General features: G+C 52.8%; 14 protein-coding genes. 9 read left to right on the forward strand and 5 right to left on the reverse strand.

Going from position 1 to position 16,482, the window contains the following annotated elements:
- Positions 1 to 229 precede the first annotated feature (229 nt).
- Positions 230 to 1,459 (reverse strand): aminopeptidase, encoded by a 1,230-nt coding sequence (locus ACFO4L_RS07515; protein WP_377909073.1) that lies wholly within the window; start codon positions 1,457 to 1,459, stop codon positions 230 to 232.
- Between the two features lie 347 nt (positions 1,460 to 1,806).
- Between ACFO4L_RS07515 and ACFO4L_RS07520 the strand changes: the two genes are divergently transcribed.
- Together ACFO4L_RS07520 and ACFO4L_RS07525 are read left to right on the forward strand one after the other, a co-directional pair.
- Positions 1,807 to 3,675 carry an LTA synthase family protein gene (locus tag ACFO4L_RS07520; protein WP_377909074.1) on the forward strand — a complete coding sequence of 623 codons (1,869 nt, stop codon included), beginning with the start codon at positions 1,807 to 1,809 and terminating at the stop codon, positions 3,673 to 3,675.
- A 72-nt stretch (positions 3,676 to 3,747) separates the two neighbouring features.
- Positions 3,748 to 4,245: a hypothetical protein gene (locus tag ACFO4L_RS07525; protein ID WP_377909075.1), complete on the forward strand. Its 498-nt coding sequence runs from the start codon at positions 3,748 to 3,750 to the stop codon at positions 4,243 to 4,245.
- A 76-nt stretch (positions 4,246 to 4,321) separates the two neighbouring features.
- Here ACFO4L_RS07525 and bshB2 read toward each other — a convergent pair whose 3' ends face one another.
- Genes bshB2 through ACFO4L_RS07540 form a run of 3 tightly spaced genes read right to left on the reverse strand, consistent with a single transcriptional unit; the run spans position 4,322 to position 6,296 of the window.
- Positions 4,322 to 4,975, reverse strand: coding sequence for a bacillithiol biosynthesis deacetylase BshB2 (gene bshB2, locus ACFO4L_RS07530; RefSeq protein WP_377909076.1), 654 nt, complete (start codon positions 4,973 to 4,975; stop codon positions 4,322 to 4,324).
- 39 nt (positions 4,976 to 5,014) lie between these two features.
- Positions 5,015 to 5,365, reverse strand: a complete 351-nt coding sequence (locus ACFO4L_RS07535) for a YojF family protein (protein WP_377909077.1) — start codon at positions 5,363 to 5,365, stop codon at positions 5,015 to 5,017.
- On the reverse strand, positions 5,352 to 6,296 hold the full coding sequence (locus ACFO4L_RS07540; RefSeq protein ID WP_377909078.1) for an ATP-grasp domain-containing protein: 945 nt from the start codon (positions 6,294 to 6,296) through the stop codon (positions 5,352 to 5,354). The genes ACFO4L_RS07535 and ACFO4L_RS07540 overlap by 14 nt, the downstream gene beginning before the upstream one ends.
- A 310-nt stretch (positions 6,297 to 6,606) precedes the next feature.
- On the opposite strand from ACFO4L_RS07540, the gene ACFO4L_RS07545 reads away from it, so the two are divergent.
- The 3 genes from ACFO4L_RS07545 (at position 6,607) to ACFO4L_RS07555 (ending at position 11,021) form a co-directional block, all read left to right on the forward strand.
- Complete coding sequence (locus tag ACFO4L_RS07545) at positions 6,607 to 8,520, forward strand: methyl-accepting chemotaxis protein (RefSeq protein ID WP_417281517.1); 1,914 nt, start codon at positions 6,607 to 6,609, stop codon at positions 8,518 to 8,520.
- 126 nt (positions 8,521 to 8,646) lie between these two features.
- The gene (locus ACFO4L_RS07550) at positions 8,647 to 9,603 is read left to right on the forward strand and encodes an aminoimidazole riboside kinase (protein ID WP_377909080.1); all 957 of its coding nucleotides are present in this window, start codon (positions 8,647 to 8,649) and stop codon (positions 9,601 to 9,603) included.
- Positions 9,600 to 11,021 (forward strand): sucrose-6-phosphate hydrolase, encoded by a 1,422-nt coding sequence (locus ACFO4L_RS07555; RefSeq protein WP_377909081.1) that lies wholly within the window; start codon positions 9,600 to 9,602, stop codon positions 11,019 to 11,021. The genes ACFO4L_RS07550 and ACFO4L_RS07555 overlap by 4 nt, the downstream gene beginning before the upstream one ends.
- Positions 11,022 to 11,321: 300 nt before the next feature.
- On the opposite strand, the gene ACFO4L_RS07560 is transcribed toward ACFO4L_RS07555, so the two are convergent.
- Entirely contained in the window at positions 11,322 to 11,681 is a 360-nt protein-coding gene (locus tag ACFO4L_RS07560) for a response regulator (RefSeq protein ID WP_377909082.1), read from the reverse strand.
- Between the two features lie 281 nt (positions 11,682 to 11,962).
- Between ACFO4L_RS07560 and ACFO4L_RS07565 the strand changes: the two genes are divergently transcribed.
- Genes ACFO4L_RS07565 through ACFO4L_RS07580 form a run of 4 tightly spaced genes read left to right on the forward strand, consistent with a single transcriptional unit; the run spans position 11,963 to position 16,458 of the window.
- Positions 11,963 to 12,658 (forward strand): uracil-DNA glycosylase, encoded by a 696-nt coding sequence (locus ACFO4L_RS07565; RefSeq protein WP_377909083.1) that lies wholly within the window; start codon positions 11,963 to 11,965, stop codon positions 12,656 to 12,658.
- Positions 12,655 to 13,473 carry an aldo/keto reductase gene (locus ACFO4L_RS07570; RefSeq protein ID WP_377909084.1) on the forward strand — a complete coding sequence of 273 codons (819 nt, stop codon included), beginning with the start codon at positions 12,655 to 12,657 and terminating at the stop codon, positions 13,471 to 13,473. The genes ACFO4L_RS07565 and ACFO4L_RS07570 overlap by 4 nt, the downstream gene beginning before the upstream one ends.
- A gap of 13 nt (positions 13,474 to 13,486) precedes the next feature.
- Positions 13,487 to 14,353 (forward strand): NAD(P)-dependent oxidoreductase, encoded by an 867-nt coding sequence (locus ACFO4L_RS07575; RefSeq protein WP_377909085.1) that lies wholly within the window; start codon positions 13,487 to 13,489, stop codon positions 14,351 to 14,353.
- A gap of 8 nt (positions 14,354 to 14,361) precedes the next feature.
- A complete protein-coding gene (locus tag ACFO4L_RS07580) occupies positions 14,362 to 16,458 on the forward strand; it encodes a cache domain-containing protein (RefSeq protein WP_377909086.1) in 2,097 nt (698 codons plus the stop codon).
- Positions 16,459 to 16,482: the final 24 nt, after the last annotated feature.

The following is a 16,482-nucleotide window of genomic DNA, read 5'->3' on the forward strand; positions in this document are numbered from 1 at the left end:
ACTTAGAATAAAAAAGCAATATTTTCAAAAATGTGAAAAAATCCGACAACTTTTTTCATGCGGACAAAGAGGGACAGGGCAAAACGAGGGACCGCCGGCGTGTTTTCATCAGAAGATGAATCTGCCGCTCAGGAAAAAAAGATCCTATATTGACAGAATAGTTCGGCAGGCGAAAGCAAAACGATCCGCCCAGTTTTCCGGGCGGATCGTCGTATCGTGCTGCTGCCGGCTATGCCCACTCACCGTTTCGAAAAACCGGTTTTACCGTACCGTCAGCTTTGATGCCGTCGATGTTCATGTCGCCTGATCCGATCATGAAATCAACGTGGGTGATGCTCGTATTGAGGCCGGCATGCTTCAGCTCATCGCTGCTCATGTCAGCTCCGCCTTCTACGCAAGTGGAGTAGGCGCTGCCGAGCGCTATATGATTGGATGCGTTCTCGTCATAAAGCGTATTGTAAAACAAAATACCGCTTTGAGAAATGGGGGAGCTGTGCGGAACGAGTGCCACTTCACCGAGACGTGCAGCGCCGTCATCGGTATCAAGCAGATCTTTCAGCGTTTCTTCGCCCTTTTCTGCAGAGAAATCAACCACTTTTCCATCTTTGAACGTCAGCGAAAAGCCGTCAATGATGTTGCCGCCGTAGTTGAGGGGCTTCGTGTTGCGCACCGTTCCGTTGACACCATCTGCTTTTGGTGCGGTAAACACTTCCTCGGTCGGCATGTTCGCGATGAAGTGCACACCGTCCTTGTTCGGGCCGCCTCCGCCGATCCAGATATGCTGTTCCGGAAGTTCAATTGTGAGATCCGTGCCCGGCCCCGTATAGTGGAGACGATCGAATTTTTCCCCTGTAAGCTCCTTCGCTTTCGTTTGCAGCTTCTCGTCGTGTTCTTTCCAGGCTTGAACCGGATCAGCTTCATTGATGCGCACAGCTTCAAACATCGCCTCCCACAGCTTCTGCTCCTGCTCTTCTGCTGGAGCTTCCGGGAAGACCTTTGCTGCCCACGCTGGTGAAGGAGCAGAGATCACAAGCCAGCTGACTTTGTCAGACTGAATATACGTGCGGAACGTATTCATCGCCTGTCCGGACGCCTTGTTAGCAGCTGCGACTTTGCGGCTGTCGACACCTTGAAGCAGGTCTGGATCGGTTGATTTGATGGTCATAAAAGCTGCGCCGTTTTCTGCAAGCTCCTCAAAGCCGCGCGCCTTCCACGCTGGAAATTCATGGAACGCTTCCAAGGGAGCCTTGTCGTACTTCAGCCGCGTTAATCGATCGTCGTTCCATTCCACATGGACGTGCTTAGCACCCGCCTCATAGGCTTTGTCTGCAACCAGATGAACGAAATCCGCTGCGCTCACCGGTGCATTCACGACGAGCGTCTGATCCTGTTGAATATTCACACCAGCCTTTACGGCCAGTTCTGCGTACTTATCGAGCTTTTTTGCAAATGCTGTCATAGATGTACACCCTTTCCCCTCCATTGATGCTGCCGGCGGATTCACCACCGGTCAGATAAAAATACTCCCTCTGAAAGTATACCAGTCCGTGCCGGAAATTTGTACGTACTGGAGCGGAATCCTTCGGGAATGGAAATGATAAGATTATGAGCGAGTGATAAAGGGAATTATATACTGGTACCAGCGATGTCAAAAAACGTGTAAATAGACCGGGTATATTGGCTTATTGAAGACTTGTTCAGTAAAATAAAAGCAACTACGCTGTTTGCAGTGAACAGTCATCTTCACGCGCATGAGCTGTCATCTGAGAGTGGTTGCCTGTGATTTCATAGAAAGGAAGAGACGGGATGCTTGATTTTATGAACCGACACCGCTTTATGTTTTTGTGCTTAGGCATCCTCTGGATTAAAACTGTTACGGTGTCCTTTCTGACCTTTAATTTGGTCATGGCGCACTGGCTGGAAGCGATTATTTTCGTTATTAATCCGCTTGCATTCCTTCTCATCGTCTTTAGCCTGGGCCTGCTTTTGAAGCCGAAATGGCAGCGGGGCTACTTTTTTACGCTCAGTCTGCTGTTGACGGTCGTCCTTTACAGCAACACCGTGTACTATCGGGAGTTTGCGGATTTGATTACGCTGCCGATGCTGGTGATGGGCGGGAATGCAGGAGATTTAACGACGAGCGTGTTCGAGCTCATCCAATGGTGGGACATCATCTTCTTTCTTGATTTGATTTTAATCGGCTGGATTATGGTGAAAAAACCGGATCCAATTCCGGTAGAACGTGCTCCGATGAAGCACGAGAAGGCAAAATATGCCATCATTGCAGTTGTTGCCGTGCTCATCATCGGACTCGGCCGCGTCGATTTCGCTGAAGCGGAAACCCCTGCACATTCCTTCGACCGCCAGAGCCTGATTAAGAGTCTTGGTATATACAATTTTTACTTTTACGATGCGTATCTCCACTTCACCACCGGTGCTCAGCCGGATCTTGCAGAACAAGATGATCTGGATGCGATTGAGGAGCATTTGGAGCGTTACCATACGGACCCGAATGCAGATTTTTTTGCCGCAGCAGAAGGGATGAACGTTGTCGTGATTTCGCTGGAATCGGTTGAAACACAGGCGATCGAGCTGACGATCGATGGTGAAGAAGTGACCCCGTTTTTAAATGAGCTGATCGAAGAGAGCTTTTATTTTGAGAATGTTTACGACCAGGCAGGACAGGGGAAGACGTCCGACGCGGAATGGATGATGAATAACTCTATGTATCCGCTGGGCCGCGGTGCTGTTTTCCACACCCATCCGGAAATTGAGAGCACGCCTCTGCCGCGTGCGCTCGGGGAAGAATCCTATACGAATATGGTGTTTCACGCCAATACGGATACATTTTACAATCGGGATGTCGTCTATCCGCATCTTGGTTATGACGAGTATTTCCATTTGGATTATTTTGACGTGACAGATGAGAATTCTGTCGGCTGGGGCCTGAAGGATATTCCGTTTTTCGAGCAGTCGATGGCGTACCTGGCAGAAGAGCCGGAACCGTTTTATGCGACGTTCCTGACGCTGACGAATCACTTTCCGTATGAGCTTGATCCGGAAGACACATTTATTGATCCGCTTGATACAGACAGTGATATCGTAAACCGGTATTATCCAACCGTGCGCTATACAGATGAGGCAGTCCGCCATTTCATGAACCGTATGGAAGAAGAGGGGCTCCACGAAAATACGATGTATGTCATGTATGGAGATCACTACGGCATTGCTGAAAGTCACTACGAGGAGCTTGGTCCTGTCCTTGGAAAAGAGATTGATGATTATGAAGCAGTGAAGCTGGACCGCGTGCCATTTTTAATTCACATTCCGGGAATGGAAGAGGAAGCACAGCGATTCGATACAGTGGGCGGCCATATCGATATGATGCCGACCGTTCTCAATCTGCTCGGGATGTCCCAGGATAACCACGTTATGTTTGGCACAGATCTTATGGCAGAAGAACGCGATGATTTTGCCGTATTGCGAAATGGGACAGTTATTACCGATGAGGTCATTTTTGTAAACGAACAGTGCTTTCATGCAGAAGACGGAGAGCTGATTGAAACGGAAAACTGTGTAGAAGCAGCGGCACGCGGGGAAGAGGAGCTTCTCTATTCCGACGAAATTATTTACGGTGACCTGCTCCGGTTTTTTGATGAAGAGGAACTGCAGTAAATAACAGGTTTGAACTTGGATAAAACAGGGAATACGTAATTATTCTATTGCGTTACCTGGAGGTGAACATTCATGGTCCAACACGGTAATCCGTTTATCGGCCGCTATTTACGCTATGCTGTTTTACTGCTTGTTTTTGGACTCTTTTTACCAATTACCTTTTTCTCGGCAGATCCACTGTTTGCTGTGTTAAGCATCACGATCGCGCTGCTCTTTACAGTCGGGGTTGATGTTATGATGTATCAGATCGTCCGTTATAAGGCGAATACAGTGCTGAAAGAGGACATTCAAGCGTCGGTGCCGGCAGTCTTGACGCGATCCGATTGGAGAGGAAGGCTGATTTTCACCGAAAACTATATTGTTTTCGTTCCATACTTTCATAAGATCACGTTCGCCCGCCGCTGGCAAAAGGTATTTGCGTTTGATATGGAAGGCGGCTACCTCGAGCTTCTTTATACGAAGAGCAAGCAGCGCCGCGTGATACACTTTATCGTCGCTTCCCCGTATAAAGTGCGGGAAGAGCTCGCAGGACGTACAAAAGAAGAGCGCGTTGCCGTCGACGTGCAGTAAAAAAAGCAGCCTGGATGGGCTGCTTTTTGTTTGCTGTTTTATATTGGAACGATCGTTTTTATCAGCGCAGCGCGGTCTAAACTGGATAGCGCCAGAATCGTTCGGTTACGAGCATTTCTTCCATTTCCGTATCGTGCCTGCTTTTAACGGCTTCAATCAGTCCGGCCGTCTGGGAGGCGTGAGCCTCAATCACCTGAAGTTTTTTATCCCGGTAGGCGCTCACGTCTGTAAGGACGTCCGGTGCGCCAAGGTCCTCTTCGGTCCCGTCAGCAAACGCAATGGTATGAACATCCGGCCGCTCTTCCTCCGGGAGCGCTCGGACAGCGCGAATCACCGCTTCGCCCGTGGCATCATGATCCGGATGGACGGCGTAGCCGGGATAAAAGGTAATGATCCGTTCCGGAGCGACCTCCTGAATGACATCGCTGAAGCGGGAAGCGAGCGCGTCGAGGTCCGTGAACTCAATCGTTTTATCCCGCATGCCAAAGTGGCGCAGGTCCCGGATACCGAGCAGCTCAGATGCCCGGTCCAGCTCATGCCTGCGGATGTCCGGCAGTGTTTCCCGGTTCGCCATCACGGGACGTCCCATGTTTCGGCCCATCTCACCAAGCGTGAGACAGACGTAGGTGACGGTTCCTCCGGCTTCGACGTGTTTCAAGATAGTTCCTGCCACACCGAACGCTTCGTCGTCCGGATGCGGAAATATAACAAGCAGTGGCTTCTTACTCATTGTCAGCGCTCCTTCCGCCCGGATATCGCCCGGGCAGCATTATTTCGGGAAAGGGCTGCGGCTTAGTTCAAGCGCTGCAGCGAGTCTTCCTTCCTCATCGTGACCGGCGAAAAGCAGCCGGTTTTCTTCGTCTTTTTCCCAATCGGTCAGTCCTTCTGCATAGAGCCAGCCGATATCTGTTTCAAGCCCGATTCGGAAGGGGCCGTTCCCGGCAATCTTGCCGATTTCAAACGTCAGCTGAACATTCCGAATAAAAGCGCCGGCAGAAAGCATTCCTTTTTCACGGTGGCTCGCATACGCGCCGTTTGTTGTCTCAAGGTGAACATAGACAGGCTCTCCCCGCAGCTGATCGAGCTCTGCCTGTACGAGTGCTGGATTAATAGCTTTCAATGCCCGCTCCTTTCGCCGCGTTGACAAGTGTACGGGCGATTTCCTTCATTCCCGACGTACCGTAGCGGACTTCCGCCTCGCGGTTGTAGTTTGTGTTTGTATTAACGTCATACGTGTAGGTGGTGCCATCCCGGTCGGTCATTTGTTCGATGCCGGCGAAGGCAATGCCGTTCGCTTGTAAAAACGCCTCGTATTTCGGAATGAGCGGGCTGTCAAAATGCTCGATGATCTCGAATGACGGAGAAGCTGATGCTGCATCGGTCGGACAGTAGCTTTCCTCGAGGCTGCACGCATCTGCCGGGCACAGTTCAAAGCTGCCGCCGGTATCGACCTTCACTGCGTACAGGAATTTTCCATTGACGAATTCGCAGCGTACAATACTGCTGTCTGGTGAGTCGATATACTGCTGCAGAAGCATCACGCCATCAACGGACGGATCGACTGTTCCGGTTTCCAGAGCGGCAGCGAGGGCATCCACAGAGTCAAATCGCTGGACGCCAAGTCCTTTGCCTGCACGGTTATGCTTTGTAATGAATGGTACAGGTATCGAAGCAGCCGACTGAAGGAGGGCATCGTCACCCACTGCGGCTGTCGTTTTTGGAACACGGATGCCGTGTGTTTCCAGCGAGGCATACTGTGCCGCTTTGCTCACCTCCAAATAAAGAGCACGGCTTCCATTCAGCACTGTTCGGCCGTGCTGCTCCAGCCAGTTGAGAACAGCAGCTGTCAGTTCAGGGGCATAGCGGTGCCCGCGGGTGTGAGAGGAGGCACTCATCCGATTATAAAACACGCCTTCCGGCGGTGCTTCGTGCATCGGGACATGACCTTCATGCATGTGCCAGGCTTCGTAGTCGGCCCCCAGTCGATCAAGTTCTTCCAGAAGCGGAGCGGTCCATTCGTCATTCTCGTGAAGAATATAAATATCAGCCAATCGGTCTCATCCTTTCCAAAGTCATCTTTCATCATTGTATCAGGAACAGAGGCATTTTCAATTCTGTAAGCCCCCGGAGTCCGTTCTGCAAATTAACACTTGCCAAACTATCAGAAATATAAGACAATAAGCATGGTTATAAATGCTTAATAAGAATCATTTATTTGAGTAAATAGAATTACATAAACGATTAGGAACTATCCGATCTAAGAACAGGGACCTATTATGAAGACGGGACAGGGGGAACAGCATGATGCATTCACTAAAAGGCAAGATGGTCGTATTCTCAGCAGGGCTGATTGTACTGACGATGCTCGCAGCGTCGTTTGTGATCTATAGTCAGCTGAGCGGAGGGATCGAACAGTCGGTCCAGGAAAATGCGTCGGCTACTGTGGAAGACGCCGAACGCTACATACAGGAATACCTGGATAAGTATTCACTGTCTGTCGACATGCTCGCACAGGACGAGCGTACGGTATCGTTTCTGGCGGACGACGATGAGGAAGCATGGCAGGAAATGAACAGTTACTTTGAGCAGTTTATGGCCAGGGAGGAAGGAACTCAGCTCATGTATGTCGCCACGGAAGCAGGGGAGCTCGTCTCCACCCCGGCAATCGACCTGCCGGATGACTTTGATCCGCGTGAGCGTCCGTGGTATACAGCAGCGGTGGACCATCCGGAAGGTGTGATTTGGACCGATCCGTACATTGATGTGGATACGGAGGAGCTGATCATTACGGCTGCCCGCGCTGTTGAACAAAACGGCAGTCTGCTCGGCGTTCAGGCTGTAGATCTGTCACTTGACCGGATGGTGCAAGTACTGCAGGCGTCTGATACAGGTTATGACGGGGAACTGGCACTCCTTGATGCAGAAGGAACATATATCGCACATACAAACGAATCGCTGGTCGGCGAGACCGCGTCTGAAGCACCTGCCCAAGCGGCAGTCGGCGCAGACAGCGGCGGTTCCAGCTCTTCAGCTGGCGAAACCGCTTATTTTGAACCGGTGGCAGGCTTCGGCTGGACGGTTATGGCCGGCTATGAGGACCGTGTCCTGTACCAGGAGCTCGCGACGGCGCGAAATACGTTTATCGTCGTGGGGCTTGCGGCTGTGCTTCTCGCCGTAGCCGCCTCATATGCAGCGGCTTCCCGTCTTGTGAAGCCAGTGCGCCGTTTGAACGAACATGTAGGACGCATGGCAGACGGAGATTTCTCGGAAGCCGTCTCCATTCGCGGAAAGGATGAGATCGGCCAGCTTGGGGCCTCTGTCAGCGTCATGACTGCCAGCCTGAAAGAACTGATCGGCTCCATTCAGGACTCTGCCGGCCGGTCCAGGGCCATGTCAGAGGAGCTTAGCGCCGTTGCTGAAGAAACAGCTGCAGCAAGCGAAGAAATGGCTTCAGCGGTAACGGGCGTTGCAGACGGCGCCACACGTCAGGCAGAAGACGTGGAGCAGACAAATCAGCAAATGCAGCTGCTTTCCGGACGGCTGGAGGAAGCCGAGCGCCGCACGAAGCGGATGACGGAGCTTTCTGACGATATTCGCGACGCCAATGAGGCAGGAAGCCGCAGCACGAAAAAACTGGCGGAACGAACCGAAGCGGCAGAAACGCTTTATGACAAGGCAAACGAAGCTGTATCGGCACTTACTGCAAAAGTAGCAGAGATCGGAACGGTAGTCCGCACGATTTCAGAATTTGCCGATCAGACGAACCTGCTCGCCCTCAATGCGAGCATCGAAGCAGCACGGGCCGGTGAACATGGACGCGGGTTTGCCGTGGTAGCAGAAGAGGTGCGCCGCCTCGCAGAGCAGTCGCTGGCTGCGACGACGAAAATTAACGACACGATCTCTGAGGTGGAGCACGAAACAAAGCGTGTTGCCGGCACGATGGATTCCGTGAACGAGATGCAGAAGGAGCAGCGCGGAGCTGTAACAGAAACCGGCGAATCCGTGCAGTCCATCATTGCCTCTGTAGAACTGCTGACCGCAACGCTTACAGAGCTGGATGCCGACCTGAAAGAGGTGAGCAGCTACAGAAGCAGCATCGCAGAAGCGGTCGCGAGCGTGGCGGCAGTTGCTGAAGATGCAGCTGCGACATCCGAAGAAGTATCGGCTTCTGCGCAGGAGCAGTCTTCTGCCGTCGCATCGGTTGGAAGCACATCCGAACAGCTGAGCGATTTAAGCATCGCCCTGCAGGAAAAGACAGACCGTTTTCGCTTCTGATACTTGTTCCTGTGCCGGTCCATCCGTATAATATAGACCATAACAGAAGGTTACCCGGCAGGTTTTACTGCGCAGCGGTAACCTTCTTTACTCTATAACAGGCCGAATGGAAAGAGGGGAACAGTGATGAAAAACGGTGTAATTTGCCTGGGTGAAGCGTTGATCGATTTCATCCCGCTTGATGACCATAATGAAACGTTCCAGAAAAGTCCGGGAGGGGCACCTGCCAATGTGGCAGTCGGACTGGCTCGGCTTGGAGCGAAGGCGGTTTTTTTAGGAAAGGTCGGCGACGACGTGCTTGGACGTTTCCTGAAAGAAACGCTCGATGCATTTGGCGTCGATACGTCTGCTATGACGTTTACCCGTGATGTACGGACGGGGGTCGTCTTCGTTACGCTCGGCGATGGCGGCGAACGAAGCTTTGAATTTTACATTGATCCAAGCGCAGACCGTTTTTTAGAGCCGGGAGATATTCCGCAACAGCTCTTCGACGAAAATAACGTGCTTCATATCGGCTCCATCAGCTTAATCAGCGAGCCGTCCCGGTCCGCCACGCTGCACGCCGTAAAAGAAGCAAAAGCGAACGGCATGCTGATTTCCTACGATCCGAACCTGCGTCTCGGGCTGTGGAAATCAGAGGAAGAGGCGAAAGAGGGCATCCGGACGCTTCTCGGCGAAGCGGACGTACTGAAGCTTTCCGAGGAGGAGCTGGAATTTCTTACGGGCGAAACCGATATGGAAGCCGGCGTAAGCAGACTGGATGTGTATAATATTCCACTTATTCTCGTCACACTTGGAGCAGACGGAAGCTGGGTGTTTATTCAAGGAGAAGCACCGCTGCACGTACCGGCACAAAAGGTCGATGCCGTTGACACAACAGGAGCCGGAGATGCATTTGTTTCCGGAATGCTCTACCAGCTTCATTTACTCGATCGGGACATCCGCACCCTCTCACCTGAAGAAGCAGCGGAAATGGCAGCCTTCGCAGCCGTTTCCGGTGCTCTGGCAGCTTCGACTAAAGGAGCGATGACGGCACTGCCCACGCTCGAGCAGGTGAAAATGTACAGGGAGGAAAAAGCATGACTGAAAACGAAAAGCAGCTGCACGATGCAGCCTACCAGGCAGTAGTGAAAGAAGGAGCACGAGCAGAAGCGGATCCATACAGACAGGTGTACCACCGGATGCCGCCAGTCGGTCTGTTGAATGACCCGAACGGCTGGATTCAGTGGAAGGGCACGTACCACCTCTTTTTTCAGTGGAACCCGTTCGCGCCGGATCATACCCACAAATTTTGGGGGCACTGGACGTCTGAAGATCTCGTAAATTGGAACGAGGAACCGATTGCCCTCGCGCCGAGCGAGTGGTTTGAGAAGAACGGCTGCTATTCCGGAAGCGCGATGGAACTGGATGGAAAGCTGGCGCTTCTATATACCGGCAACGTAAAGGATGAAGCGGGAAATCGCGAAGCGTACCAGTGTCTCGCACTTTCTGAGGACGGCAAAACCTTTGAGAAAAAAGGGCCGCTCGTCGACAGCCAGCCGCAGGGATACACGGCTCATTTCCGCGATCCGAAAGTATGGGAAGAAAACGGCTTCTATTACTTTGTCATCGGGGCCCAGACAGAAGCAGAAGAAGGACAGGTGCTGCTTTACCGGTCCGCTGATTTTCAGAAGTGGGACTATGTCGGTCCGTTTGCAGGCTCCCGCCTGAACGGACTGGACGCGTTCGGCTACATGTGGGAATGCCCGGATCTGTTCCGTCTCGACGGAGAAGATGTGCTGATCGTGTCGCCGCAAGGGCTGGAGCAGCAGGGGAACCGCTTTGAGAACGTCTACCAGGCCGGCTATTTTACAGGAAAAGCAAATTTGGAAACGCCGACCTTTGCGCATGGTGACTTTCATGAGCTGGATGAGGGCTTTGAGTTTTATGCTCCGCAGACGACGCTTGATGAAAAAGGCCGGCGCCTGTTGTTCGGCTGGATGGGAGTGCCGGATTCGGACGAGGAGCATCAGCCGACGACTGAAGCCGGCTGGATTCACTGCATGACCGTTCCACGAGTGCTGCGTGTGGAAAATGGCGCTGTCGTACAGGAGCCGGCAGAAGAGCTGGAGGCACTGCGGGCAGGAGACCCGCTTGAGATGAAAGTCCGTCTTGATCAAGGCGCCGAAGCAGCTGTTACCCCCGCGTCGGAAATCGTACTGGAGACGAATGAGGCATCCAGCTTTTCCATTACAATTCGCGAAGGGCTGACCGTGACGTATGAAAACGGGACGCTTTCCATGAGCCGCCCGCGCTTTAAAGACGGCAAAACCGAAACACGCAGCACCGATATTGCCTCGATCAACGAACTGCGCCTGTTTTTGGACAGCTCGTCGGCAGAAGTATTCGTCGACGGGGGCCGAACCGTCATGACCGCCCGATTTTTCCCGGAACCAGAAGCAAATATCGTCCGTATCAGCGGGGAAGGCAGCCTCATCTGGCGCTCCTGGGAACTGGCATAACGATCGAAAGAAAAGCGCCGCATCGCCGGCGTTTTTTTCGTATCCGCTCTTTTAGAAGCGCGCCCTTTCATTTCGGAAGGCGGGCACCTCGCGTGCGATACTGGAGCAATGTCGCATGTGGCCGGCTTTATATAACGGTTGCTGGTGCTTGTGTCGGTTTATTCTTGAAAACAATCTGTTGCGTTGCATCACTTGCCGCTGGAGTGAAGCAGTTTTCTGAACGGATGCCGAACGCCTCTTTTCTGTTCTCGATCACAAAAAAGCCGCACTCAGGAAGAGGCGGCTAGTCAAGACAGGGAGTCAGCTCATCACTTTTTCAAAGGATTCTTTAATGCGTGCTTCATCAAATGGCTTTACGATAAAATCAGAGGCTCCTTTTTGGATCGCATCGACCACCATCTTCTGCTGTCCCATGGCAGAACACATAATAACCTTGGCATTCGGGTCCAACGCTTTGATTTTTTCCAGTGCCTCAATACCGTTCATTTCCGGCATCGTAATATCCATCGTTACGAGATCCGGCTTATGCTCCTCATACATAGCGACAGCCTCCAGGCCATTCTCTGCTTCAGCGACGACTTCGTAGCCGGCATCCGTCACCATCTTTTTTAACGTCATTCGCATAAAAGCTGCATCATCTGTAATCAACAATCGAGTCATCTCGTTCCCTCCTGTATAATGAAGATAGAAATTCCCTTTACATAGGTACAAAGGTTTGCTTAAGCTACCCACCTTTGATTCGATAGTCTCTTTTAGTATGCCATAATTAGATGGATTGCGAAAGAAGTACTGAGTGAAAAGGCCTGACTCAGTCAGGGAAGATGACGAACAGACGGCTTTTGCCGAAACTGTTTTTAGATCTGTATTCAAGGGAAATGAAAGCGGGGAAGGAATTTATATTTCGTCTGGCGAAGTAAACAGGCGTGAGAGGAGCGTACAGAATGGCAGATGCGTTTCAAAATGACTGGCAGCAGGTGATCGGCGGTGAGCTCGCGAAGGATTACTTTCATGACCTGCGTGCATTTTTAAAAGAGGAATACAAGCAGCAGGCTGTTTTCCCGCCTAAGAACGACATTATGAACGCGTTTCATGCTACATCGTTTGAAAAAACTAAGGTTGTGCTGCTCGGTCAGGACCCCTATCACGGCAAAGGACAGGCGCACGGCTTGAGCTTTTCCGTAAAGCCAGGCGTCAAAGTGCCGCCCTCGCTCGTCAATATTTACAAGGAGCTGGAAGCGGACGTAGGGTGTCCTGCTCCTCAGCACGGACATTTGCAAAAGTGGGCAGAACAGGGTGTGCTGATGCTGAATACGGTGCTCACCGTAAGGGCTGGAGAGCCGCAGTCTCATCGGGGGAAGGGCTGGGAAACGTTCACAAACGAAGTGATCGACCGGCTGAATGAACGGGACACCCCGCTGATCTTCCTTTTATGGGGAAAACCTGCGCAGGAAAAGCGGGAGCGGGTGGATGAGGAAAAGCATCTCGTGTTGACATCGCCGCACCCGAGTCCATTTTCAGCTAACCGCGGCTTCTTTGGCAGCCGGCCCTTTTCTGCCATCAATGAGAAGCTGCAGGAATGGGGAAGCGAGCCGATCGACTGGTGTCTGCCGCTCGACCCGGAGGAGGCAAAACGATGAAATCATTAGCAGATACGTGGACACTGGCCAACGGCACGGAAATGCCGTGTCTCGGTTTTGGTGTGTATAAAGTAGACCAGGAAGAAACAGGGCCTGCCGTTCGGACGGCGATTGAGACCGGCTACCGGCTGATTGACACCGCCTCCTATTATGACAATGAGTCCGAAACAGGGCAGGCCATCCGCGATGGCGGTGTTTCACGTGAAACGTTGTTTCTAACGACGAAGGTGTGGAATACCGAGCAGGGCTATGAAGAAACGCTCCGGGCGTTTGAGAAAAGCAGAAAAAAGCTCGGCGTCGATTACGTTGACATGTACTTGATTCACTGGCCCGACACCCCGTATCCGGAAACGTGGCGGGCAATCGAAAAGCTGTACCGGGAAGGCTGGATAAGGGCAGCCGGAGTCAGTAATTTCCTCGTCAGGCATTTGCAGCGGCTGCAGGAAACAGCGGAAATCCAGCCGATGGTGAATCAGGTGGAATATCATCCGTGGCTGACCCAGCCCGAGCTTTACAATTACTGCAGAAATAACAACATTCAGCTGCAGGCGTGGAGTCCGCTCACCCGGGGACGAAAGCTGAAGGATCCGGAGCTGGTCCGCATGGCCCAAGCTTACAGCAAAACGCCGGCTCAGATTATTCTCCGCTGGAACATGCAGCGACACGTTGCGGCAGTGCCCAAATCGGTGACGCCGGAGCGCATTCGTGAAAATGCGGCCATTACCGATTTTGAACTGAGCAGCGGCGATGTGGATACGATGACCGCCTGGAATGAAGACATGCGGTTTGGCTCCAGTCCGGAAAAATTCGCATAAAAGGAGAGAGAGCATGAAGGATGTCGGTTTTATTGGAACGGGAGTGATGGGAGCGAGTATGGCAGGGCATCTGATGGAAGCCGGCTATACGCTCCACGTTTACACCCGCACAAAAGAAAAAGCAGATAAGCTGGTGCAAAACGGGGCCGTCTGGCATAATACACCGGCAGAATTGGCGCAGCACACGGACGCCCTCATCACGATGGTGGGCTACCCAGAGGATGTTGAGGCGCTCTATTTTGGAGAGGCGGGACTGATCCGGCAGGCAAAGCAGGGAGCACTGCTAATCGACATGACAACATCCAGTCCGCTGCTCGCCGAAAAAATTGCCGCTGAAGCAGAAGCTGCAGGCCTGCATGCACTGGACGCACCGGTTTCAGGAGGCGACGTCGGTGCCAGAAACGCCGAGCTTGCTATTATGTGCGGCGGAAGCGCCCGGGCCTTTACGCTCGGTGAAGCACTGTTTCGCATCATGGGGAAAAAAATCGAGCACTTCGGAGCTGCGGGATCGGGCCAGTTTACGAAAATGGCGAATCAGATCGCTGTTGCCGGCACCATGCTTGGGGTCGCGGAGTCATTAGCATTTGCAGAAAAAGCAGGACTCGATCCGGAGCAGGTGCTGCAGACGATTGAAACAGGCGCTGCGGGCAGCTTTTCGCTGACCAAACTTGGGCGCCGCATGATCGCTGATGATATGGAGCCAGGCTTTTATATTAAGCATTTTATTAAGGACATGTCGATCGCGCTGCAGGCAGCCGAGGAGCTGAAGCTGGAGCTTCCGGGACTGCAGCTTGCCCGCAAGCTGTACGGACAGCTGGCTGAAAACGGCCGCGCGGACGAAGGCACGCAGGCGCTGATCCGCTGGTATGAGGGCGGCTGACCAGGATTATGAAAAGAAGACTCAGTCACCAGCTTTTTATTTTTATGCTGCTCGTGTCTGTGCTCCCGATGCTCCTCATCGCTGTTATCGGCTATACTTCTCAAAAGGAAGAGCTGACGCGGCAGGTGGAGCGGGAGCTGCGGCAGCAGAGCAGTCAGATCACGGCCGAAACGGCCCGTTACTTAGAAGACAGGCTGGCAGATACCCGCTACCTGGCAGAAAATGACGTGCTCCGCAATCCGTTTTCAACGGCAACGGAAATGCGGGAGCAGCTCAATCAGTTTCTGGACGTTCATACCCGCTATGACGATGTTTTCATCATTCATCCCCGTGGTATCGTACTGACGGATGGACGAAGCGGCCTTTACGGACAGGACGTAAGCGGCCGTCCCTGGTTTCAGCAGGTGCTTGCCGGCAGCGCACAGGTATCCTCGATTTACCGCTCACCGCTGCTGGATGAAGTAGTGCTTGCCTTTGCAGCTCCGGTGTATGATGAGGACAATGAACTGGTCCGGATGCTGCTGCCGATCTTTACGATCCAAAACTTTCAGGAGGACATCAGCGGGTTTATTCAAAGCAGCGATGCCGGCTACGCGATGCTGATGGACAGCGGCGGGGAGCTCCTGTCGCATCCGGACGAATCACTTGTGCTGGAAGAAGCCTACTTGGATGATGACATGCTTTCAGCTGCTTCAGAAGGTGCCATTGTCTCGACAGACAGCGGCGAACTGGTATCAGTAGCCGAGATAGACAGCTTTCCCGGCTTTGAACAAAGCTGGTATCTGGGTGTCGCAGCAGATGAGCAGGTGCTGCAGACGCCGTTGATGAACCTGATGATCAGCTACGTTGCCGGCTTCGGCTTTGTGCTCGGGCTGCTTATCATCGCTGTCTACTGGCTTGCAGAGCGGCTGACGAATCCCGTGCGGCAGCTCGTCCGCAAATCGCGGGCGCTAGCTTCCGGAGAGCGGGAAGAGGAAGCCTTTCACGGCCACTACCGGGAAATGATGGAGCTGAACCGGTCGTTCGATGCGATGGCCACAAAGCTGCAGGAACGGGAGGCCTTTCACCGGCGCTCAACGCTTGCGCTTGAATCAAGTGACAACGGGGTTTTTGCCTTCGACCGGAAAACAGGCGCCATCACGCTTTGGAACCGGACGAGTGCGTTTATGTTTGGCGTACCGGCTGAAGAAGCTGTAAGTATCGATGCGCTGATGGTACATTCAAGTGCCTTTCGGCAGATGTCAGATCAAATCTCGTTTAACAGCATCAGCGAACAGCAGGTTACGCTGCAGGCAGAAGGGGAAACAAGGATACATAGCGTGCTGACGGCGCCGTTGCCGACAAAAGAACAGGAAGAGCTGCTCGTCATGTGCTACGACGTTACCGATCGACAGACCGCCGAGCAGGAGATGATCCGTTCGGAAAAGCTGAAGGTGGTGGCTCAGATGGCGGCAGGCTTTGCCCATGAGGTGCGTAACCCGCTTACCACGATCCGCGGCTTTATCCAGCTCAATCATCAAAACCGTACGCTTATGAGCGACGCCTCCTACCAGCTTGTGATCGACGAAATTGACCGGGTGAATACGATTATCCATGAACTGCTGGATACAGCTGATCCGGATGCAGATTCTGCACGGAGAATCACCGACGTCAATCAAGTCATCCGGGATGTGATCACGCTGCAGGAATCCCAGCTGCGATCGAAGGGCATCAGCTGGCAGCTGATGCTCGATCCTAAGCTTCCGGAGGCGCACGTGAATCGGAACAAGCTGAAGCAGGTGCTCGTCAATTTGGTTCAAAATGCTGTGGAAGCGATGCCGGACGGCGGAGAGCTTCGTATGATGACCGATTGGGAAGACGGCGCCATGCTCGTTGGAATTGAAGATACGGGAATCGGCATGGAGCAGCCGGTGATTGACCGGCTCGGCACGCCGTTCTTTACGCGCAAAGCGACAGGCACAGGGCTTGGCCTGACGATGAGCTTTCGTTACGTGGAAGAGATGAACGGGCACATGTCCATTATGTCCCGTCCGGGAGAAGGATCTTTGTTTACCCTCCGGCTCCCGGCAGCCGTATCAGAAAGGCATGCTGCTTTAAGTGAGTAGAACGATCATGGTATCTTTAACACA

The sequence above is a fragment of the Bacillus daqingensis genome (assembly GCF_042654445.1).
Taxonomy (GTDB): Bacteria; Bacillota; Bacilli; order Bacillales; family Salisediminibacteriaceae; genus Alkalicoccus; species Alkalicoccus luteus.